Origin of the sequence: Moorella thermoacetica (genome assembly GCF_001267405.1) — a bacterium.
Classification (GTDB): domain Bacteria; phylum Bacillota; class DSM-521; order Neomoorellales; family Neomoorellaceae; genus Neomoorella; species Neomoorella thermoacetica.
Window position 1 is genome coordinate 2,470,025 of the sequence record NZ_CP012369.1, and the last position, 20,439, is coordinate 2,490,463.

General features: G+C 54.4%; 19 protein-coding genes, 3 tRNA genes and 2 other annotated features (1 of these 24 running past the window's edge). Of the genes, 1 reads left to right on the top strand and 21 read right to left on the bottom strand.

The window, feature by feature from the left end:
• Window positions 1-27: 27 nt before the first annotated feature.
• The 9 genes from rpoC to rpmG all read right to left on the bottom strand — a co-directional run bounded on the left by rpoC (window position 28) and on the right by rpmG (window position 10,434).
• Window positions 28-3,522 carry a DNA-directed RNA polymerase subunit beta' gene (gene rpoC, locus MOTHE_RS12280; RefSeq protein ID WP_053095176.1) on the bottom strand — a complete coding sequence of 1,165 codons (3,495 nt, stop codon included), beginning with the start codon at window positions 3,520-3,522 and terminating at the stop codon, window positions 28-30.
• 26 nt (window positions 3,523-3,548) lie between these two features.
• On the bottom strand, window positions 3,549-6,974 hold the full coding sequence (gene rpoB / locus MOTHE_RS12285) for a DNA-directed RNA polymerase subunit beta (protein WP_053095177.1): 3,426 nt from the start codon (window positions 6,972-6,974) through the stop codon (window positions 3,549-3,551).
• 228 nt (window positions 6,975-7,202) lie between these two features.
• A complete protein-coding gene (rplL, locus tag MOTHE_RS12290) occupies window positions 7,203-7,583 on the bottom strand; it encodes a 50S ribosomal protein L7/L12 (RefSeq protein ID WP_011393946.1) in 381 nt (126 codons plus the stop codon).
• A gap of 20 nt (window positions 7,584-7,603) precedes the next feature.
• Complete coding sequence (gene rplJ / locus MOTHE_RS12295) at window positions 7,604-8,134, bottom strand: 50S ribosomal protein L10 (protein WP_011393947.1); 531 nt, start codon at window positions 8,132-8,134, stop codon at window positions 7,604-7,606.
• Between the two features lie 17 nt (window positions 8,135-8,151).
• Window positions 8,152-8,286 (bottom strand) — a sequence feature (ribosomal protein L10 leader region).
• 10 nt (window positions 8,287-8,296) lie between these two features.
• Window positions 8,297-8,992, bottom strand: coding sequence for a 50S ribosomal protein L1 (gene rplA / locus MOTHE_RS12300; protein ID WP_011393948.1), 696 nt, complete (start codon window positions 8,990-8,992; stop codon window positions 8,297-8,299).
• Window positions 8,993-9,045: 53 nt separating this feature from the next.
• Entirely contained in the window at window positions 9,046-9,471 is a 426-nt protein-coding gene (rplK, locus tag MOTHE_RS12305) for a 50S ribosomal protein L11 (RefSeq protein WP_011393949.1), read from the bottom strand.
• A 17-nt stretch (window positions 9,472-9,488) separates the two neighbouring features.
• Window positions 9,489-10,016 (bottom strand): transcription termination/antitermination protein NusG, encoded by a 528-nt coding sequence (gene nusG / locus MOTHE_RS12310; protein ID WP_011393950.1) that lies wholly within the window; start codon window positions 10,014-10,016, stop codon window positions 9,489-9,491.
• A gap of 19 nt (window positions 10,017-10,035) precedes the next feature.
• On the bottom strand, window positions 10,036-10,269 hold the full coding sequence (gene secE / locus MOTHE_RS12315) for a preprotein translocase subunit SecE (RefSeq protein WP_025773573.1): 234 nt from the start codon (window positions 10,267-10,269) through the stop codon (window positions 10,036-10,038).
• A gap of 15 nt (window positions 10,270-10,284) precedes the next feature.
• The gene (gene rpmG / locus MOTHE_RS12320) at window positions 10,285-10,434 is read right to left on the bottom strand and encodes a 50S ribosomal protein L33 (RefSeq protein WP_011393952.1); all 150 of its coding nucleotides are present in this window, start codon (window positions 10,432-10,434) and stop codon (window positions 10,285-10,287) included.
• Between the two features lie 247 nt (window positions 10,435-10,681).
• Between rpmG and MOTHE_RS12325 the strand changes: the two genes are divergently transcribed.
• Window positions 10,682-11,035 carry an SMR family transporter gene (locus MOTHE_RS12325; RefSeq protein ID WP_011393953.1) on the top strand — a complete coding sequence of 118 codons (354 nt, stop codon included), beginning with the start codon at window positions 10,682-10,684 and terminating at the stop codon, window positions 11,033-11,035.
• A gap of 482 nt (window positions 11,036-11,517) precedes the next feature.
• Here MOTHE_RS12325 and ychF read toward each other — a convergent pair whose 3' ends face one another.
• The 12 genes from ychF to cysE form a co-directional block, all read right to left on the bottom strand.
• A complete protein-coding gene (ychF, locus tag MOTHE_RS12330) occupies window positions 11,518-12,591 on the bottom strand; it encodes a redox-regulated ATPase YchF (RefSeq protein WP_011393954.1) in 1,074 nt (357 codons plus the stop codon).
• A gap of 183 nt (window positions 12,592-12,774) precedes the next feature.
• A complete protein-coding gene (locus tag MOTHE_RS12335) occupies window positions 12,775-14,070 on the bottom strand; it encodes a nucleobase:cation symporter-2 family protein (RefSeq protein ID WP_011393955.1) in 1,296 nt (431 codons plus the stop codon).
• Window positions 14,071-14,717: 647 nt separating this feature from the next.
• Window positions 14,718-14,793: transfer RNA gene (locus MOTHE_RS12340), tRNA-Thr, on the bottom strand.
• Window position 14,794: 1 nt separating this feature from the next.
• Window positions 14,795-14,870 (bottom strand) — tRNA-Met (locus tag MOTHE_RS12345).
• Window positions 14,871-14,886: 16 nt separating this feature from the next.
• Window positions 14,887-14,972: transfer RNA gene (locus MOTHE_RS12350), tRNA-Tyr, on the bottom strand.
• Window positions 14,973-15,046: 74 nt separating this feature from the next.
• A complete protein-coding gene (sigH, locus tag MOTHE_RS12355; protein WP_011393956.1) occupies window positions 15,047-15,700 on the bottom strand; it encodes an RNA polymerase sporulation sigma factor SigH in 654 nt (217 codons plus the stop codon).
• Window positions 15,701-15,821: 121 nt separating this feature from the next.
• The gene (locus MOTHE_RS12360) at window positions 15,822-16,322 is read right to left on the bottom strand and encodes an NYN domain-containing protein (protein WP_011393957.1); all 501 of its coding nucleotides are present in this window, start codon (window positions 16,320-16,322) and stop codon (window positions 15,822-15,824) included.
• Window positions 16,323-16,338: 16 nt separating this feature from the next.
• Window positions 16,339-17,079 (bottom strand): 23S rRNA (guanosine(2251)-2'-O)-methyltransferase RlmB, encoded by a 741-nt coding sequence (gene rlmB, locus MOTHE_RS12365; RefSeq protein WP_011393958.1) that lies wholly within the window; start codon window positions 17,077-17,079, stop codon window positions 16,339-16,341.
• The gene (thyX, locus tag MOTHE_RS12370; protein WP_011393959.1) at window positions 17,080-17,778 is read right to left on the bottom strand and encodes an FAD-dependent thymidylate synthase; all 699 of its coding nucleotides are present in this window, start codon (window positions 17,776-17,778) and stop codon (window positions 17,080-17,082) included.
• 56 nt (window positions 17,779-17,834) lie between these two features.
• Complete coding sequence (locus MOTHE_RS12375) at window positions 17,835-18,218, bottom strand: Mini-ribonuclease 3 (RefSeq protein ID WP_011393960.1); 384 nt, start codon at window positions 18,216-18,218, stop codon at window positions 17,835-17,837.
• Between the two features lie 5 nt (window positions 18,219-18,223).
• Entirely contained in the window at window positions 18,224-19,654 is a 1,431-nt protein-coding gene (gene cysS / locus MOTHE_RS12380; protein ID WP_011393961.1) for a cysteine--tRNA ligase, read from the bottom strand.
• On the bottom strand, window positions 19,602-20,327 hold the full coding sequence (gene cysE, locus MOTHE_RS12385) for a serine O-acetyltransferase (protein ID WP_080996798.1): 726 nt from the start codon (window positions 20,325-20,327) through the stop codon (window positions 19,602-19,604). The genes cysS and cysE overlap by 53 nt, the downstream gene beginning before the upstream one ends.
• 55 nt (window positions 20,328-20,382) lie before the next feature.
• Window positions 20,383-20,439, bottom strand: a binding site (T-box leader); it runs 184 nt beyond the window's last position.

The following is a 20,439-nucleotide window of genomic DNA, read 5'->3' on the forward strand; positions in this document are numbered from 1 at the left end:
CCCGGGCAGTCACACTAATAGATATTATCATTTCCCGGTAGCCATGTCAACAGCTTCCGCTCCATCTTCCTCCTGATCGACGGCGGGTGTCACCAATTTTAACTGGCGATAGCGACTCATGCCGGTTCCAGCCGGGATCAGTTTACCGATAATCACATTTTCTTTGAGGCCCAGGAGAGGATCAACACGGCCTTTGATGGCCGCTTCCGTCAACACCCGGGTCGTCTCCTGGAAGGAAGCGGCCGAAAGGAAGGAATCTGTCGCCAGGGAGGCCTTGGTAATCCCCAGGAGAACCGGCCGGGCCGTGGCCGGTTTGCCGCCTATCTCCTGAACTTTACGGTTGGCATCTTCAAAGTCGAAGGCGTCTACCAGAGACCCGGGCAGGAGATCGGTGTCCCCCTGGTCCTCGACCTTTACTTTGCGCAGCATCTGGCGGATCATCACTTCGATGTGTTTATCGTTGATGTCAACCCCCTGGAGACGGTAAACCCGCTGTACCTCCCGCAAAAGATATAGCTGTACTCCGCGGACGCCCTTGACCTTTAACAGGTCATGGGGGTTAACGGAACCCTCGGTGAGCTCATCCCCGGCCTCGACGTGGTCGCCCTCGGCTACTTTCAGCCGGGAACCGTAGGGTACCTGATAGGAGAACTTCTCTCTACTGTCGTCGGTAATCTCTATCTCCCTCCGGCCCCGGACTTCGGTGATGGCGGTGATGGTACCGGTGGTCTCGGCAATGATAGCCTGGCCCTTGGGTTTGCGGGCCTCAAAGAGTTCTTCCACCCGGGGGAGACCCTGGGTAATGTCGTCCCCGGCTACTCCGCCGGTATGGAAGGTGCGCATGGTCAGCTGGGTACCGGGCTCACCGATGGACTGGGCGGCGATAATGCCAACCGCTTCGCCAATCTCTACTTCCCTACCTGTAGCCAGATCCCGGCCGTAACACTTGCGGCAGACGCCGTAACGGGTCTTGCAGGTGAGGACCGAGCGGATCTTTACCGTCTTGATGCCGGCCTGGACTATGGCCCGTGCTGCATCGTCGTCGATCATGGTGTTGGCCGCCACCAGGAGCTCGCCCGTTTCCGGATGCCGGACATCCTCCAGGGCATAGCGGCCGGCCAGGCGTTCTTCCATCTTTTCGATTACCTGGTTGCCTTCCTGGATCTCCCGAACCTCGATGCCGGCTGTGGTCCCACAGTCGTCTTCCCGGACAATGACGTCCTGGGCCACGTCCACCAGGCGCCGGGTCAGGTAACCGGAGTCGGCCGTCCTTAAGGCGGTATCGGCCAGACCTTTGCGGGCACCGTGGGTGGAGATAAAGTACTCCAGTACCGTCAGCCCTTCCCGGAAGTTGGCCTTGATGGGCAGGTCGATTATGCGGCCCGAGGGGTCGGCCATGAGGCCGCGCATGCCGGCCAGCTGGCGGATCTGCTGGACGTTACCGCGGGCGCCGGAGTTGGCCATCATGAATACCGGATTGAATTTATCCATGCCGGCCATGAGTTTCTTGGTCAGGGTATCGGTGGCGTTATTCCACAGGCTGATAACCTTCTGGTAGCGCTCTTCTTCGCTAATCAAACCTTTACGGTACTGTTGGTCGATTTTCTCTACCGCGCTTTCGGTTTCGGCGATTATTTCTTTTTTGTCGCCGGGCACGACGATGTCATCGATGCCGATGGTGAAGCCAGCCAGGGTGGAATAGTGGAAGCCCACTTTTTTGATGCCGTCCAGCAGGGTGGCCGTGGCCTCCGTCCCCAGGAGCTGGTAGCAACGGGCGATAATCTCTGTCAGCTTCTTTTTGTCGACCTCACAGTTATAATACCCCAGTTCCTTGGGAATGGGGATTTCCCGGTTAAAGATAAGGCGGCCGATGGTCGTTTCCAGGAGTTGCCCGTCCTCCTGGCGGACCTTGATCATGGCGTGCATGTCAATGACCTTGTTAAGATAGGCCATATACGCCTCATCGTAGCTGCTGAAGGCCTTGCCTTCACCCCGGGCGCCCTTGCTGACGGTGGTGAGGTAGTAGGCGCCCAGGACCATGTCCTGGGTGGGTGATACCACCGGCCGGCCGGTCTTGGGGTTTAAGATATGGTGGGCGGCCATCATTAAGAGGCGCGCTTCGGCCTGGGCCTCGGCCGACAAGGGCACGTGGACGGCCATCTGGTCGCCGTCGAAGTCAGCGTTGTAAGCCGTGCAGACCAGGGGGTGAATCTGGATGGCCCGGCCTTCCACCAGGACCGGCTCAAAGGCCTGGATCCCCAGCCGATGCAGGGTCGGAGCCCGGTTCAGTAGCACCGGGTGTTCGGAAATGACCTCCTCCAGGACGTCCCAGACCTCATTTTTGACCCTTTCGACCATGCGCTTGGCGCTCTTGATGTTGTGGGCCAGCCCTTTATCCACCAGCCGTTTCATCACAAAGGGTTTAAAGAGTTCCAGGGCCATCTCCTTGGGCAGGCCGCACTGGTGCATCTTTAATTCCGGGCCGACGACGATAACCGACCGGCCGGAGTAGTCCACCCTTTTGCCCAACAGGTTCTGGCGGAAGCGGCCCTGCTTTCCTTTGAGCATATCGCTTAAGGACTTCAAGGGCCGGTTCCCGGGGCCCGTCACCGGCCGGCCGCGGCGTCCGTTGTCGATGAGGGCATCGACGGCCTCCTGGAGCATGCGCTTCTCATTGCGGACGATGATGTCCGGCGCCCCCAGGTCCAGGAGCCTCTTCAAACGGTTGTTGCGGTTGATAACCCGCCGGTAGAGGTCGTTCAGGTCTGAGGTGGCGAAGCGGCCGCCGTCCAGTTGAACCATGGGCCGCAGTTCCGGCGGGATCACCGGGATGACGTCCATGATCATCCACTCCGGCCGGTTGCCGGAGGACCGGAAGGCCTCCACCACTTCCAGGCGCCGGAGGGCGCGGATCTTCCGCTGGCCGCTGCTTTCCTTTAATTCCTGGCGCAGTTCAGCTGCCAGCTGGTCAAGGTCGATTTCCTGGAGGAGCTCTTTAATGGCCTCGGCACCCATGGCCGCCCGGAAAGCATTGCCGTATTTATCCCGGTACTCCCGGTACTCGGCCTCCGTCAGGAGTTGCTTCTTGACCAGGGGCGTATCGCCAGGATCTATGACCACATAAGCGACAAAGTAAAGGACCTTCTCCAGGGACCTGGGGGACATATCCAGGATCAACCCCATCCGGCTGGGGATGCCCTTGAAATACCAGATATGGGAGACCGGCGCCGCCAGTTCGATGTGGCCCATGCGTTCCCGCCGCACCTTGGCCCTGGTTACCTCGACGCCGCAGCGGTCGCAGACAATACCCTTGTAGCGGACCCGCTTGTATTTGCCGCAGTGACACTCCCAGTCTTTGGTCGGGCCAAAGATCCGCTCGCAGAAAAGACCGTCCCGTTCCGGCTTCAGGGTACGGTAGTTGATGGTCTCCGGTTTCTTGACCTCACCGCTGGACCAGGCCCGGATCTGTTCCGGTGAAGCTAGGCCGATTCGCATGCGTTCAAAATTGCTTACATCCAGCATTGGACCAGCCCCCTTAAAGACCAGGATTATTCTTCGTCGCCATAGGCCTCGTCAGGTACTACCAGGTCATCATTCAAGTCGGCATCGAGTTCCAGTTCCGAGGGATCCAGGTCGGCCGGATCAAAATCTTCGTCCGCCTCCGCCTCTTTATCTTCCTCATTCCCGCCTTCGGACTCAGGCGCCGTATTCGGCTGGCCATGGACATCCAGTCCCAGTTCCTGGGCGGATTCGGACACATCGTCATCGTCCTCTTTAATCTCGATTTCTTCGTTTTCCTCGGAGAGGACCTTGACGTCCAGGCCCAGGCTCTGGAGTTCCTTGATCAGGACCTTGAAGGATTCCGGGACTCCCGGCTCGGGTACGTTTTCGCCCTTGACAATGGCTTCGTAGGTCTTGACCCGGCCGACGACGTCATCGGACTTCACAGTTAAAATCTCCTGGAGGGTATAGGCAGCGCCATAGGCCTCCAGAGCCCAGACTTCCATTTCGCCGAAGCGCTGGCCACCGAACTGGGCCTTGCCGCCCAGGGGTTGCTGGGTGACCAGGGAGTAAGGACCGGTGGACCGGGCGTGAATCTTATCATCAACCAGGTGGGCGAGCTTGAGCATATACATATATCCCACTGTAATGGGCCGGTCAAATGGTTCCCCGGTGCGACCGTCATAGAGGATGGTTTTGCCGTCTTCGGGCAGGCCGGCCTTACGGAACGCTTCTTTGATCTCCTCTTCCGTCGCCCCGTCGAAAACGGGGGTGGCCACGGTAATCCCCAGAGCCCGGGCTGCCCGGCCCAGGTGGGTCTCCAGGATCTGGCCCAGGTTCATACGTGAGGGCACACCCAGGGGGTTCAGGACAATCTCGATGGGCGTACCATCGGGGAGGAAGGGCATATCCTCTTCCGGCAGGATGCGCGAAATAACTCCCTTGTTGCCGTGACGGCCGGCCATCTTGTCGCCCACGGATATCTTGCGTTTCTGGGCGATGTAGACCCGCACCAGTTCATTGACTCCTGGTGCGAGTTCGTCCCCATTTTCCCGGGAGAATACCTTGACGTCAACGACAATACCGGATTCTCCGTGGGGGACCCGCAGGGAAGTATCCCTTACCTTCCTGGCCTTCTCGCCGAAGATCGCCCGCAAGAGGCGTTCCTCGGCCGTCAGCTCCGTTTCGCCCTTGGGGGTAACCTTGCCGACCAGGATGTCTCCCGGCCGCACTTCGGCGCCAATGCGGATAATGCCCCGCTCATCCAGGTCCTTTAAAACATCCTCGCTCACATTGGGAATGTCCCGGGTGATTTCTTCCGGTCCCAGCTTGGTGTCACGGGCGTCGCATTCGTACTCTTCAATATGAATGGAAGTGAAGATATCGTCTTTGACCAGTTTCTCGCTGATCAGGATGGCGTCTTCATAGTTATAGCCCTCCCACGTCATGAAGGCAACCAGGATGTTGCGGCCCAGGGCCAGTTCGCCCTGGTCAGTGGAAGGACCGTCGGCAATGGTCTGGCCGGCACTGACCCGCTCACCCTTGCGGACAATTGGTTTCTGGTTGATGCAGGTGCCCTGGTTGGAATGAACAAACTTCTGCAGGCGGTAGGTTTCCAAATGGCCGTTGTCGGTACGGATGACAATCTCGCGGGCAGTGACCCTTTCTACCACGCCGTTATTCCGGGCTAAAACTACAGTGCCGGAATCGCGTGCTGCCCGCCATTCCATCCCCGTCCCCACTATAGGTGCTTCTGTTCTCAGGAGGGGGACGGCCTGGCGCTGCATGTTAGCCCCCATCAGGGCCCGGTTGGCATCATCATGTTCCAGGAAGGGGATCAGGGCCGTAGCTACACTGACCATCTGCTTGGGCGAGACGTCCATGTAATCCACCTGGCTGGCCGGGACCACCAGGATTTCACCGCCATGGCGGGCATTGACCCTTTTCTCCAGGAAGTGGCCCTCTTCATCCAGGGGGGCATTGGCCTGAGCTATGAAATACTTGTCCTCTTCATCGGCAGTCAGGTAATCAACCTGATTGGTAACAATCCCCTTTTCCTTGTCTACCCGCCGGTAAGGGGTCTCAATAAAACCGAATTCGTTGATCCGGGCATAGGTACTAAGAGAGCCGATTAGCCCGATATTTGGCCCTTCAGGGGTCTCAATGGGACACATGCGCCCATAGTGGGAGGTATGGACGTCCCGGACCTCGAAACCGGCCCGTTCCCGGGAAAGACCCCCCGGTCCCAGGGCCGACAGCCGTCGTTTGTGGGTCAATTCCGCCAGGGGGTTAGTCTGATCCATGAATTGGGAGAGCTGGCTGGACCCAAAAAACTCTTTAATGGCCGCCACTACCGGGCGAATGTTGATTAAAACCTGGGGTGTGATAACGTCAACATCCTGGATGGTCATCCGTTCGCGTACCACTCGTTCCATCCGCGCCAGACCGATACGAAACTGGTTCTGTAAGAGTTCTCCGACCGAACGCAGGCGCCGGTTACCCAGGTGGTCGATATCATCGGGTTTTACCTCGCCATCCATGAGGCGAAGGAGATATTTGATGGTATAGATAATGTCCTCTTTGGTTAAGGTGCGGATGTACTCTTCCCGACCGTCAACCTCCCGGGTCAGGATGCCGTGATTAAATTTCTTGTGGAGCTTATAGCGGCCGACATTGCCCAGATCATAACGTCTGGGGTCAAAGAAGAGGGATTCCAGCAAGTTTCTGGCGCTGTCCACCGTCGGCGGTTCACCTGGCCGCAGGCGTTTATAGATTTCAACCAGGGCCTCTTCTTCAGATTCCGTGTTATCCTTTTCCAGGGTGTTCTGGATACGGCCGTCGTAATCAAAAAGCTCAAGAATTCGGGCATTGGTGTTGTAGCCCAGGGCACGGAGGAGGATTGTTACCGGTATTTTACGGGTACGATCAATGCGGACATAAATGCTCTCCGTATTATCGGTTTCAAACTCCAGCCAGGCGCCCCGGTTGGGGATCACCGTGGCTCCGTAAACCTTGGTTCCGCTGGCATCAATACCTTCAGCATAATAGGCACCCGGCGAACGGACCAGTTGGCTGACAATAACCCTCTCGGCGCCATTGATGATAAAGGTGCCCTTATCGGTCATCAGGGGGAAATCCCCCATGAAGACCTCCTGTTCCTTAACCTCGCCGGTTTCTCTGTTAATCAAGCGTACCTTGACCCGCAGGGGGGCAGCGTAGGTCATATCCCGCTCTTTGCATTCGTCCTCTGAATACTTGGGCTCGCCCAGGGAATAATCTACAAATTGCAGAATCAGGTTGCCGGTGAAGTCCTGAATAGGCGAGATATCGTGAAAGAGCTCCCGCAGTCCAGTATCAATAAACCACTGATAGGAGTTACGCTGGATTTCAATAAGGTTTGGTAACTCCAGGGTCTCTTTGATCTTGGCAAAGGTCCACCGTTCCCTGGCCCCAACCTTGACTGGATAAGCCAAAGTTCAAGTCCCCCCCACAAGAAATTCAAAAGCAAGGCACTAAAAAACCTCGCTTTTGTCATCTAAAATTCCTGCTACCTATTATTTCCGTATGAGGTAATACTTAATCCTCTGCCCACAATTAATGGCATTTTATTATGCTAGCACAAGGGGTGATAAATGTCAAGGAAAATTGCGGGCAAAAAATGATAAGCCGGGGAACCCAGGGTTCCCCGGCTGCCAGCCCGACTATTTAATCTCGACGGTGGCGCCGGCCTCTTCGAGTTTGGCCTTGATGCTCTCAGCTTCCTCTTTGCTGACCTTTTCTTTAACCGGCTTGGGTGCTTCGTCGACCAGGGCCTTCGCCTCTTTTAGCCCCAGTGCGGTAATCTCCCGGACGACTTTGATAACGTTGATCTTCTTGTCACCGGCTTCCTTCAAGATGACGTCGAACTCGGTTTGCTCTTCAGCCGGTGCTTCAGCCGGGGCGGCGGCACCGGGGGCTACAGCCATGGCCACCGGAGCGGCGGCGCTGACGCCGAATTCATCCTCCAGGGCTTTCACCAGCTCAGACAATTCCAGAACCGTCAATCCTTTTACGGCTTCAATGATTTCCTGTACTTTGCTCATGATGTAAATTCCTCCTTATGTTAAGCTACTGCTTCCTTTTGCTTGCGGATGGCTTCGAGGGCGTAGACCAGGTTGCGCATGTTACCAGCCAGGACATTGACCAGGCCGGACAGGGGCGCCTGGAAACCGCCTACCATTTTAGCCAGGAGCTCCTCGCGGGACGGCAGGTCGGAAAGGGCCTTGATCTCGTTGATGCCAATAATTTTGCCCTGCAATACACCGACCTTGATCTGGAAAGTCTTGCTGTTGCGCACTACCTCATTCAATATTTTCGCAGGGGCCACAGGATCAGTAGCGCTGAAGGCTATCGCTGTTGGACCCTGGAGGTGAGGTTCGAGGCCATCCAGGCCAAGTTCTCGGGCCGCCCGGGCCGTCAGGGTGTTCTTTACTACCTTGAACTCTACTCCGGCCTCCCGCAATTGCCGGCGGAGTTTAGTCATCTCCGCTACATTTAGTCCCCGGTAATCAGCCAAGATGGAAAGAATAGAGGTTCCCAATTTATCTTTTATCTCCTGCGTAGCTGCCACCTTGGCCTCACGTTGCTTATTCATTTAGTCACCTCCTGTCTGCTTAAAAAGTTAAAGCCCCCGCAGACAGGCGAGGGCAATAGCTGACTAACCGTTTAGACGGTTAACTTTTTTACCTCGGCAGGCAAATTTAAGCCGATGGCACCTGCTGTCTACGGCAAACCAATATTTAGTTAACTGGTATATTTATTTAACAGCCCGCAAGGGATTGACCCTGATTCCCGGTCCCATGGTAGTGGCCAGGCTGACGCTCTTTAAATACTGACCCTTGGCCGTGGCCGGTTTGGCCCTTAAAAGGGCGTCCATCAAGGCCTGAAAGTTTTCTTTTAATTTGCTGGCTTCAAAGCTGGCCTTACCGATTGGGGCATGGATAATGGCTGTCTTATCAACCCGGAATTCGATTTTACCTGCTTTCACTTCTTTGACAGCCCGGGCTATATCCATGGTAACTGTGCCTGCCTTGGGGTTGGGCATTAAACCCCGGGGGCCCAGGATGCGGCCCAGTCTACCGACCAGGCCCATCATATCCGGAGTGGCGATGGCGACATCAAAGTCCAGCCAGCCCCCCTGGATCTTTTCTACCAGGTCTTCAGCGCCGACAAAGTCAGCCCCGGCCTCTTCTGCTTCTTTTGCCTTATCGCCCTTGGCAAAAACCAGGACGCGCCGGGTCTTCCCGGTACCGTTGGGCAGGACCACCGTACCCCGTACCTGCTGATCGGCGTGGCGGGGGTCGACGCCAAGTTTTACCGCCACTTCTACCGTTTCATCGAATTTGGCGCTGGCTGTTTTTTTCAGGAGTTCAATAGCCTCATCTGGCTCGTAGAGTTCCTGTCGGGAAACCAGTTTGCTAACTTCTCGATATCTCTTACCGTGCTTGGGCATATACTATTCCTCCTTGTGGTACTAGCGGATTGCTCCTCCCACCGGGTTAAAGGTCAGGCCTCTACTTCCACGCCCATGCTCCGGGCAGTTCCCTCAATCATGCGCATGGCAGCCTCAATACTGGCAGCATTGAGGTCTTTCATTTTCATCTCGGCAATTTCCCGGATTTTCTCCCGAGAAACCTTGCCCACCTTCTTGCGATTGGGCTCGCCCGAGGCCGTCTCTATACCCAGGGCTTTTTTCAGCAAAACGGCTGCTGGCGGCGTTTTAGTGATAAATGTAAAGGAACGATCCTCATAAACGGTGATTTCTACCGGGATAATCAGACCAGCCTGGGAAGCCGTCCGGTCGTTAAACTCCTTTACAAAGGCCATAATATTAACCCCGTGCTGGCCCAGGGCCGGGCCCACCGGTGGGGCTGGCGTTGCTTTGCCTGCCGGTACTTGCAATTTGACTATAGCTGCTACTTTCTTGGCCATCTTTCACCACCTCCCTGCTAGCCTATTTTTTCAATCTGGTTAAAATCCAGCTCAATGGGCGTCTCGCGGCCGAACATGGATACCAGGACCCTTAATTTGCCTTTATCAGGCATAATTTCTTCTATCGAACCAATGAAATTTTCAAAGGGCCCGCTAGTCACCCTGACGTTTTCGCCAACAGTAACGTCAATACGTGGCCGCGGTTCCTCAACGCCCATCTGCTGTAAAATCTGGTCGACTTCTTCTTCGCGCAAGGGTATGGGTTTATTACCCGTACCCACAAAACCGGTAACCCCGGGTGTGTTACGAACCACATACCAGGAGGCATCCGTTAAAACCATTTCCACCATGACATAGCCCGGGTAAACCTTGCGCTTGACTATCTTACGCTTGCCGTCCTTGATCTGGACCTCGTCTTCCATGGGCACTACAACCCGGAAGATCTTATCGCCCATATTCATGGACTCAACGCGTTTTTCCAGATTGGCTTTTACTTTATTTTCGTAGCCAGAATAAGTGTGGATAACATACCAAGCCTTTTCCATGGTATACCTCGTTTAGCCTCTAGCGCAGGATCAATTTACCCAGCAGGAAACTAAAGGCCGAGTCGAATACGGATAATAAAGCGGCCACGATCAGCACCGATACCAACACCACGGTAGTATAGGTTACCAATTCTCGCCGAGTCGGCCAATGGACCTTCTTCAATTCGGCCCAGGAACCCTTGAGAAATTTGGTAACCCGTTCATTGAAGGCTACCTTGTTTGCGCTCGGTTTAGCCACACTCTTGGTTACCATTTGCAAGCTCCTATCTTATTTCGTTTCCTTATGGACCGTATGCCTGCCGCAGAAGCTGCAATACTTCTTCAACTCGATGCGATCGGGATCGTTCTTTTTGTTTTTGGTGCTTATATAATTACGCCGTTTGCATTCGGTACAGGCTAGGGTAATTCCTACCCGCATTGCCGGCCACCTCCTCAGAAAGACACTCAAGATAATTTAGCATAAATATTAAACCCTGTCAATGTTTGTTTGGTGATTTCCATTTATGATACGGTCTTAAATTATTTTCTACGCGAAGGACGCTTTTCCCTGCTTGTCCGTTCTATATTATTGCCCCGGACCTGGAAATTAACTCCTCCCGGGGTTGCTTCCGGCAGGTAATAGGATATATTAGAAGGGTAAGTATGTAAAGGAAAGGAAGTACGTCATGCCTGTCCTACTTTTGATCCTGCTTTCGGTATTCCTGGGGGCTGTAGCCCAGGTATTGTTCAAAGTCGGGGTCCAGCACCTGGGCCAGTTGGTTTTTGATTTCCAGGGGCTGGCCCGCCTGGTCTTCAGTCCCTTTGTCCTGTCCGGTCTGATTGCCTTTGCTTCCAGCTTTCTCCTGTGGCTTAAAGTTCTGGCCGAGGTTCCTTTGAGCTACGCCTACCCCATGGTCAGCTTGGGTTATGTCTTTGTTTTCCTGGCTGCCTGGCTCTTTTTGGGGGAAAGTCTACCACCCTTGCGGATCATGGGTCTGGCCCTGATTGTGGCCGGCATCCTGGCTATTGCCCGCAGTTAAAAGAGAGGGGGCGCCTAACGCGCCCCAGTTTTTTATAACTAGTTACCAAAGAAGAGAAGAATCAATACCAGAAAGAGGATAAAAGCCCAGTTGCCAAAAACAAAGCCGTCTGCCATTACATGAACCCCCTTTCCGAATCCCCCCAGGTTTTAGTTTAGTCTATGCTACCGGCCAGTAGTCGGTTACTGGCAAAAAAACACCCGGCTGGTACCGGGCTAAATAAAGATTATCAGGCCGATTAGCAAGAGGAGAAAGAGAAATAAAAGGCCGCCATCGGCAATAATATCCCTTGCCTCAACATCCGGTTGCATCTGCACTTCCGTCATGGGTATCCCCTCCATTGCGTAGGATTTGATAAGTAAACCTGACTAGCACTGTTTTTACAACATAGCCATTTAACTGGCTACTGGTATTTTATGTGGCTTTCCCTTCACAAGTTACCAAATAAAAAATCCCCCGTTCAGGGGGGTGATAAAGATTAACTAAACATTAAAGCGGAAGTTGATGATATCGCCGTCCTGCACAATATAATCCTTGCCTTCCAGGCGCGCCAGACCTTGTTCCTTGACTTTATTCATATTGCCGCACCGCTCCAGGTCGGCAAAGTTAACCACCTCGGCGCGGATAAAGCCTCGCTCGATATCGCTATGGATTTTACCGGCCGCCGCCCGGGCGTTGGTGCCGGCCTGGATGGTCCAGGCCCGGACTTCGTCTTCGCCAGCGGTTAAGAAAGAGATTAATCCCAGGCGGTGGTAAATGGCCCGGGCCAGACGGTCGATGCCCGGTTCGGTAATGCCCATTTCCCGCAGGAAGTCTTCCCTGTCGCCCGGTTCCAGGCGGGCAATCTCCGCTTCCAGTTCGGCGCAGAGAGTCAATATCGGTAAACCCTTCGGTTGGGCATAGGCCTTGACCTCTTCTTCACCGGCATAATGCCCGGAGCGGAGCTGGTCTTCATCGATATTGACCACTATGATCATGGGCTTAGTTGTCAAAAAGCCCATATGGCGCAGGGTCTGCCATTCCTCTTCCGTTAGGCCGGCTTCCAGCAGGGGCTTTTCGGCTTCCAGGGCTTGGCGGCAATGCTCCAGGGCCTCCCGTTCGGCCTGCATTTCCGGCTTGATTTTCTTGCTGGCGGCAATTCGCTCCAGACGGGTTTCGACCAGTTGCAGATCGGCCAGGAGGAGCTCGGCATTAATAGTCTCCAGGTCCCGCACCGGGTTGAGGTTACCTTCTACGTGGATTATACTATCGTTCCGAAAGGCCCGGACTACATGGATCAGGGCGTCTACTTCCCGGACAGCGGCCAGGAAGGCCGCACCGGCCCCCCGGGTCAACCCCGGGACATCGATAATCTCCAAGGTGGCGGGGGTAACCTTGCGGGGATGGTAAAGGGCCGCCAGGAAATCCAGGCGGGCATCGGGTATGGGCGCCGTCCGGATGTTGGTTTTAGTACGGCCGGCAAAGGCCGAGGTTTCCGCCTCAGCCTGGGTTAAAAGGTTAAACAGGGTCGTTTTGCCTACCAGGGGTAAACCAATAATACCACAGGTCAGGGGCAATTTACTTCACCTCGGCTCAAGTATATCAGTTCAGATAGCAAAAGGGAAGGCCATCTCGGGACACCGGCGAGGCTAATCTAGATTAACCAAAAAGAAAGCCCGGCGGACAGCCGAAATTATTCCGGAGCCCATAACCGGGAATGAGCCGGGATCCCAGGTGGACCTTGATCAAGGGGAACCGGATCAATTAGTGAAAGACTTTTTATACAACGTTAATGAGTTGGGATAGTTAAAGAAAATGTTGAGAATGATCGCAGTTAAGGAGCCAAGAGTAATACCACTGTGGAGTATAATCTGACTCCAGGCGGGGAACATTTTGAAGAAGTCTGGTGCAACCATTGGGATCAGGCCAACACCTATACTAATGGCCACGATGAAGATATTATGGGGGTTGTTTTCGAAATCAACGCGAGAAAGGGTTTTTATCCCGTTGGCTGCCACAACCCCGAACATGGCAATACCGGCTCCCCCCAAAACAGCATAAGGTATGGAGGCAATGATAGTGGCCAGTTTCGGAAATAATCCCAGGGCAGCCAGAATAATACCAGATGTTGCCACTACAAAACGACTTTTCACGCCACTCAAACCTACCAGTCCAACGTTTTGTGCAAAGGCAGTATAGGGGAAGGCATTCAGTACCCCACCGAGCATGGTGGCAAACCCATCGCCTCTTAAGCCCCGCGCTAAATCTTCTTCATCGATTTGCTTACCAACAATCTCCCCCAGGGCCAAGAAATCACCTGTGGATTCCACCATCGTTACCAGCATAACCAGTATCATGGCTCCAATAGCTCCCCAATCAAACTTGGGGAATCCGAAATAAAATGGTCTGTCGATTCCCAACCAGGGGGCTGTGGTTACGCCGGAAAAGTTGACCAAGCCCAGGGGAATTGCAATAAGCATACCGATAAATAGACCTAATAAGACGGAAATATTGGCAATAAAGCCTTTAAAATACTTTTGGATCAAAAGAATGGCCAGAAGGACAATTCCTGCTATAAAAAGATTAGTTAGCGCCCCGTAATTTGCATTACCTGTGCCTCCAGCAGCCCATTCCACACCAACCGGAAGCAAGGATATTCCAATAATAGTTATTACACTGCCGGTGACAACTGGGGGAAAGAAATGCAAAAGCTTGCTAAAATAAGGCGCAAGGAAAAACGCAATCAGACCGGCAACTATTACCGCACCATAAACAGCTTCCATCCCCATGCTCCTGGCGATAATAACCATGGGTGCTACAGCGGCAAAGGAAACTCCTTGAATGACTGGTAAACGGATACCCAGTTTCCAGAAGCCAAGGGTTTGAATCAAAGTCGCAATACCGCAGGTAAACATATCGGCATTGATTAAAAACGCCGTTTCCGCTTTCGTTAAGTGAGCAGCACCGGCAATGATCAGCGGTACAGCGACAGCTCCAGCATACATAGCCAGTACATGCTGTAACCCGTACAGAAAAAGTTGTCCGGTCGGTAACATTTGATCAACCGAATGTTTTGTTTGCAATTAGCATCTCCCCCTGCAGGATGATCTCTGTAAAGTTCTAGTTGATGGGCATTGGGGTTAATAAATTGTAGTTTGGTTTTGTCCCGTCCTTCATCCCCTCCATGATCTGCCGGAACTTTTTCCGGCCTGGGCATTCCTTGATCCTATACCCGCTTTGACATTGTTGACTCATAGCCCCCCTTATTGTTGTTTTGTGTATCTTAAATCTTTTAATGTTTTTTTAGTCTTATTATACCATAAAGGGGAAGGTACCGCCAACTTAAATTTTAACTACGACTAATTGGGAATAAAATACAGATGATAGCGTCAGATAGCATTAAATTCTATAATTTCACCACTATGACAGGGTAAATTTGAGCCAATTTTCGCTAAAGTAAGCTGACCCAATTTAGATTCACCTTAAAAAAAGAGGTTTCGCCAACAACCTTCCAGGGCACAAACACGAAACAAACTAAGTTAAAATGACATCACGATATTCTTTCCTGCAAAGAAAAAAGGTCGCCAAAAATGTTGACGACCTGTTTCCTTATTGATGATTGTGCCCGGATTGTGCCCGAATCTCTACTTCGGATGGTTAGTTTAAATTACCAACCCACAACCCGTTGCACTATTGACTTTTCTGGAGCCCATAACCGGGATTGAACCGGTGACCTCCGCCTTACCAAGGCGACGCTCTACCTACTGAGCTATATGGGCATGGTTGCGGGGGATGGATTCGAACCAACGACCTTCGGGTTATGAGCCCGACGAGCTACCAACTGCTCCACCCCGCAATAATAGAAGTTATTTTGGTGGAGGGGGCTGGATTTGAACCAGCGAAGGCTGCGCCAGCAGATTTACAGTCTGCCCCCTTTGGCCAACTCGGGAACCCCTCCATATCCTCTTTCCAAAATGCGAAGTTTATTTTATCACCCTTTGGGGTTTACGTCAAGACCTGTTTTCATGTAAATTACTGGGTATCGTCGTCCCGCCGCTCCAGGTAACGCTCTAATTTGCGTTTAACCCGCTGGAGGGCGTTATCAATGGATTTGACATGGCGTTTCAGGTCAACGGCGATCTCCTGATAGGATTTACCTTCCAGGTAGGACATCAGGACCTTCCATTCCAGGGAACTTAGAATCTCCCCCATCTTCTCCTCGATGTCCCCGAATTCCTCCCGGCTGATAATCAGTTCCTCCGGATCGGTAATCCTTGTGCCGGAGATAATGTCCAGCAAGGTCCGGTCCGAATCCTCGTCGTAAATGGGCTTATTCAAGGAAACATATGAGTTTAAGGGAATATGTTTTTGCCGGGTAGCCGTTTTAATGGCCGTGATAATCTGGCGGGTAATACACAGCTCCGCAAAGGCCCGGAAGGAAGACAGTTTATCCCCCCGAAAATCGCGGATGGCCTTATACAGACCAATCATGCCTTCCTGGACGATATCTTCCCGGTCGGCGCCAATCAAGAAGTAAGACCGGGCTTTGGCCCGCACAAAATTCCGGTATTTATTTATCAAATACTCTTGGGCTACTTCATCACCCTCCTGGGCCTGGTAAACAATGTCCTCATCACCCATTAACTCATATGGTTGCCAGGATTCCTGCTGTACATTAACGCTCATGTCAACGCCTCCACTCTGGATTTCCAAAGGATAAATCAAGGAGGCCGAAATCTTGTCCAACGACAGTTCTAATTATACAAGAAACCTCTCTGAACCGCAAGAGTTAACCCCCGCCACCTGGTCATCCCCGGCGCCATCTCTCCAGGATCTTGCGCGTTGCCTGGTGAATCCGCGTATCCAGGCGTCCGTTCCCGGGATCCCCCTCGCTGGCCCTCGCTATCTCCTGCCGGGCCTGTTCCAGGTAAACCTTTAGCTCACTGACAGGTAAACGTAAGGCCCCCTTCCCCAGGATCATCCGCTGTTCGGCCCAATCGGAAGTAGCAACATAGACCTGACCTGTTTCAGTTATATCCCCCACCAGCCTCTCGATAACTGCATCAGCCGTTTCTCCCTCGCCGCTGTAGATTACCTCCACGCCTCCCAATTTCTCCCTTTTTTCTACGGCCCCGGGAACCTTATGGGCGTCAAAGACAACAATGACTTTACCGCCCCAGTAGGCCTGGTAGTTAATCAGCTCTGTTATTAGTTTATCGCGGGCATGGTCAAAACTTGACTCTTTTAAGCGGGTTAATTCTGGCCAGTTATGCAAAAAATTATAGCCGTCCACAATCAGAACGTCCATGGGCTGCACCCCCACTTTAAGGCCGGGCCTGGCCACGCTGGCGCAAGACTTCATACATCAACACCGTCGCCGCGGTAGCCACATTGAGGGAGTTAATCCTGCCCCGCATGGGCAGGTGCACTGTAAAATCACACCGGGAACGCACCAGGGGTGAGAGGCCCCGGCCTTCGCTGCCTAAAACCAGGACCAGGGGCACAGTAAAATCTGCGTTGAAGGCTTCCTGGCCGGCATCGCCGGCGGCACCGATGGCCCAGAGCCCCTTACCCTTAAGCTCCTCCAGGGTCCGGGCCAGGTTTGTCACCCGGGCCACCGGTACGTATTCCTGGGCGCCCACCGCCGCCCGCGCTACAGCCGCTGTTAACCCTACCCCCCGTCGCCGGGGGATAATAACACCGTGGGCGCCGACGGCTTCCGCTGAACGCAGGATAGCTCCCAGGTTATGGGGGTCTTCCACCCGGTCGAGCATAATTAAAAAAGGGGGCTCCCCCGCTTCCCCGGCCCGGGCCAGGAGATCCTCCAGGTCAGCATACTCCCGGGCCGCGGCCAGGGCCACTACCCCCTGGTGGTGGTGGCCAGCCAGCTTCTCCAGGGCGGCCCTGTTGACCCGCTGCAGGGGTACCCCCCTCTCCCGGGCCAGGTTGATAATCTCTCCGATGGCCTGACCTTCCAGGTGGGGAGCCAGTAAAATCTTGTTCAGGGGCCGACCGGCCCGCAGGGCTTCCCGGACCTGGTTACGGCCGGCCAGAGTCTCGGTCATTTAGAGTTCCTCCCGGCCAATTTCATGGAAAAAGTCATCCGTAATAATTACCCGGGCATAGTATTTCCCCGGGAAATTCTGGTCGTAATTAATATCTTCAAATAGCACAGGCAATCTCTTCCTGAAAAGCAACAGTAGCGGTATGGCTATCTGTCGCATTTGGGGGTGAGCCGAACTGGAGCAGCGCAGGCGGAAAAAATGCCGCCATTCCCTTAAATTGTACGTAACGACCAGCTCGGTTTTTAGGGAATTGGGGAGGACAGAGCGCGCTTCCTGGGGCGAGCTATACTTTAGTAACTCCAGGTAGCTCTTCTCGGCAACCCGACAGGCTTTTTCCCATAGATTATAAGCTTCCCTGCCGGCGAAAAAGAAGGGCTCGATAACCGTTATCTCGTTGCCAAAGCTATCTTTACTATAGTTGCAATACCTGGTCGATTCCTGGCTGTAAGATCCAATGCGGTGCCTGACAATTTCATGGGATATACCCCGGTCGGCAATGATCAAAACGGTGATCTTCTCGTGCTCAATAACTGATTCGTGGCCCCGTTCAAGGAGCTTTTTTAAAAAAGGGGCGGCCGTATCCGCCCCAGTTCTGGCTTCAGATTTATAGCAGACCCGGGCGTAACGCTCGAGCCTTAAGATAAGGTTGGCATCTAGGGCCTTTTCGGGTACAAGTACCCGGGGTTGTTCAATTATCATTGTCTCTTCCACTCCCGCCAGGCGGTCTTTACTCTCGCCGGTGGTAATTAGTCCCTTTAGTCTTGTTCCGCCAGTTTAAAAATCAGGTGCGCCAGTTCCTCCACCCTGGCCCAGTCGCCCTGCAGATAAAGGTAACCCAGGAGGCTCTCCAGGGCCGTGCTGGAATGATATTCCGCCGGGGCGGCGGTACGGGGCAGGTGTCCCGGCCGGGCGTTGCGGCCGCGGCGAAGGATGTCCTTTTCGGCAGGGGTTAAATATTCCTCCAGGGCCGGGACCACCCGGGCCTGGGCAGTGGCCCGGACGTACTTCAGGGCCTCCCGGTGCAGTTGCTCCGGCTTCGCCGGTCCCCGGCCTACCAGGTGGGCCCGGACTAATAATTCATAAACGGCATCGCCGACATAAGCCAGGGCCAGGGGAGAGAGGTTGGCAACGAAATCCACAACCTTTAACTCCTTTTCCAACGCGGGCCGCGGGGGGTATCCTCCAGGACGATCCCCAGCTCCTTCAACCGGTCCCGGATGGTATCGGCCGTGGCCCAGTCGCGCCGCTGGCGGGCCTCCTGGCGAACCTGTAGGATGAGGTCCATAAGCCCGCTTAGGAGTTCGTCATCTACCTGCTGCCGGGCCTGACCAAAGAGGCCCAGTACTTCTCCCCCCAGTTGCTCAAAGGTTATAGCCGCCGTTCTCAGGGCCGCTGGGTCGATGGTTGTTGTCCCGTTGAGGTAGGAGTTGATCTCCCGGGCCAGGTCATAAAGGGCTGCCAGGGCCCGGGCGGTATTAAAGTCGTCGTCCATGGCGGAGATGAACTCCTGGCGTAATTCTTCCGCCCTTCCGGCCAGGGCCGACGTTCTTGCTGGCACCGTGGTCTCCGCCCCGGTGCCAGTTAGCTGGCAGCGGGCTTCGCCCAGGAGACGGCGGGTATTTTCCAGACGCTCCAGGCCCCTCTCCGCCGCCAGCAGGCCCGCATCATCGAAGTCAATGGGACTGCGGTAATGGGTCGCCAGCAGGTAGAGGCGCACCGCCAGGGGCCGGAAACGTTTGAGGATGTCCCGCACCAGGAAGAAGTTACCCTTGGACTTGGACATTTTTTCCTGGTTTACAGTTATAAAGCCGTTGTGGAGCCAGAAGCGGGCAAAGGTGCACCCTGTCTGGGCCTCAGCCTGGGCAATTTCATTCTCGTGATGAGGGAAAATGAGGTCGGCGCCGCCTCCATGGATATCGAAGCCCGGGCCCAGGTATTTGAGGGCCATGGTCGAGCACTCAATATGCCATCCCGGTCGCCCCGGTCCCCATGGGCTTTCCCATGATGGTTCGCCGGGGCAGGCCGCCTTCCACAGGGCGAAATCCAGGGGATTGCGTTTGCTGGTATTGACCTCCACCCGTGCCCCCGCCCGCATCTCCCCCGGGGTGCGCTTTGACAGGCGGCCGTAGGCAGGAAACTTTTCGACTTCGAAATAAACATCCCCATCGGCGACATAGGCGAAACCACGCTCAACAAGGGTGGCTATGGCCGCGATAATGGCGTCGATATGCTGGCTAACGCGGGGATAAAGGGTAGCCCGCTTGACGTTCAGGGCATCGGCGTCCTTGAAGAATTCCTCAATATACCGTTCGGCAATGACCAGGGGAGCCTGGTGCTCCTCCCGGGCCCGGTTAATCACCTTATCGTCAATGTCAGTAAAGTTCTGTACGTATAAAACATCATAGTTCCGGTACTCCAGGTAACGTCGCAGGGTATCGAAGACCACCATGGGCCGGGCGTTACCCAGATGGATATAGTTGTAGGTTGTCGGGCCACAGACATACATTCGTACCCGGCCCGGTTCAACTGGGGTGAACTCTTCCTTGCGTCCCGTCAGCGTATTGTAGAGATACATGCCCATCCTTTTCGGCCTCCAGTTCTTCTACCCGTTGCTCCAGACGCTGGATCTGGCGTTGCAGGCAGAGGAGCATCTCCGCCATCGGGTCCGGTAATTCTTCATGGCGGAGGTCTACTTCGCTTACTTCGGCGTCGGCAATCTTGCGACCGTTACGCACAACCACCTTCCCCGGAACGCCGACTACCGTGCAGTTGGCCGGCACATCCCGGAGGACAACGGAACCGGCGCCGATCTTGACGTTGTCACCGATGGTAATATTGCCTAAAACCTTGGCCCCGGCACTGATAACTACATTATTGCCAATAGTTGGGTGGCGTTTCCCCTTTTCTTTACCGGTTCCCCCCAGGGTTACTCCCTGATAGAGGGTAACGTTATTACCCACTTCAGCCGTCTCGCCGATGACTACTCCCATACCGTGATCGATAAAGATCCCCTCTCCCAACTTGGCCCCAGGGTGGATCTCTATACCGGTCAGGAAACGGTTGAACTGGGATATGAGTCGGGCCAGCAAAACCAGCCCCCGGCGATAACAGGCGTGGGCCAAGCGATGGAGGATCAGGGCATGAAAGCCGGGATAGCAGAGGATCACCTCCAGGACGCTACGGGCCGCAGGGTCCCTCTCGAAGACCACTTCAATGTCCCTTTTTATCCGCCGCCACAAAGCTCTCATCTCCTTCTCCTCCTCCTAAAAATAGCTCTTCGGAAAATAAAAGAGCCTCTCTCCGGTCAGGGACGAGGGGCTCTCGCGGTTCCACCCTGTTTGAGGATTACTCCTCCACTCA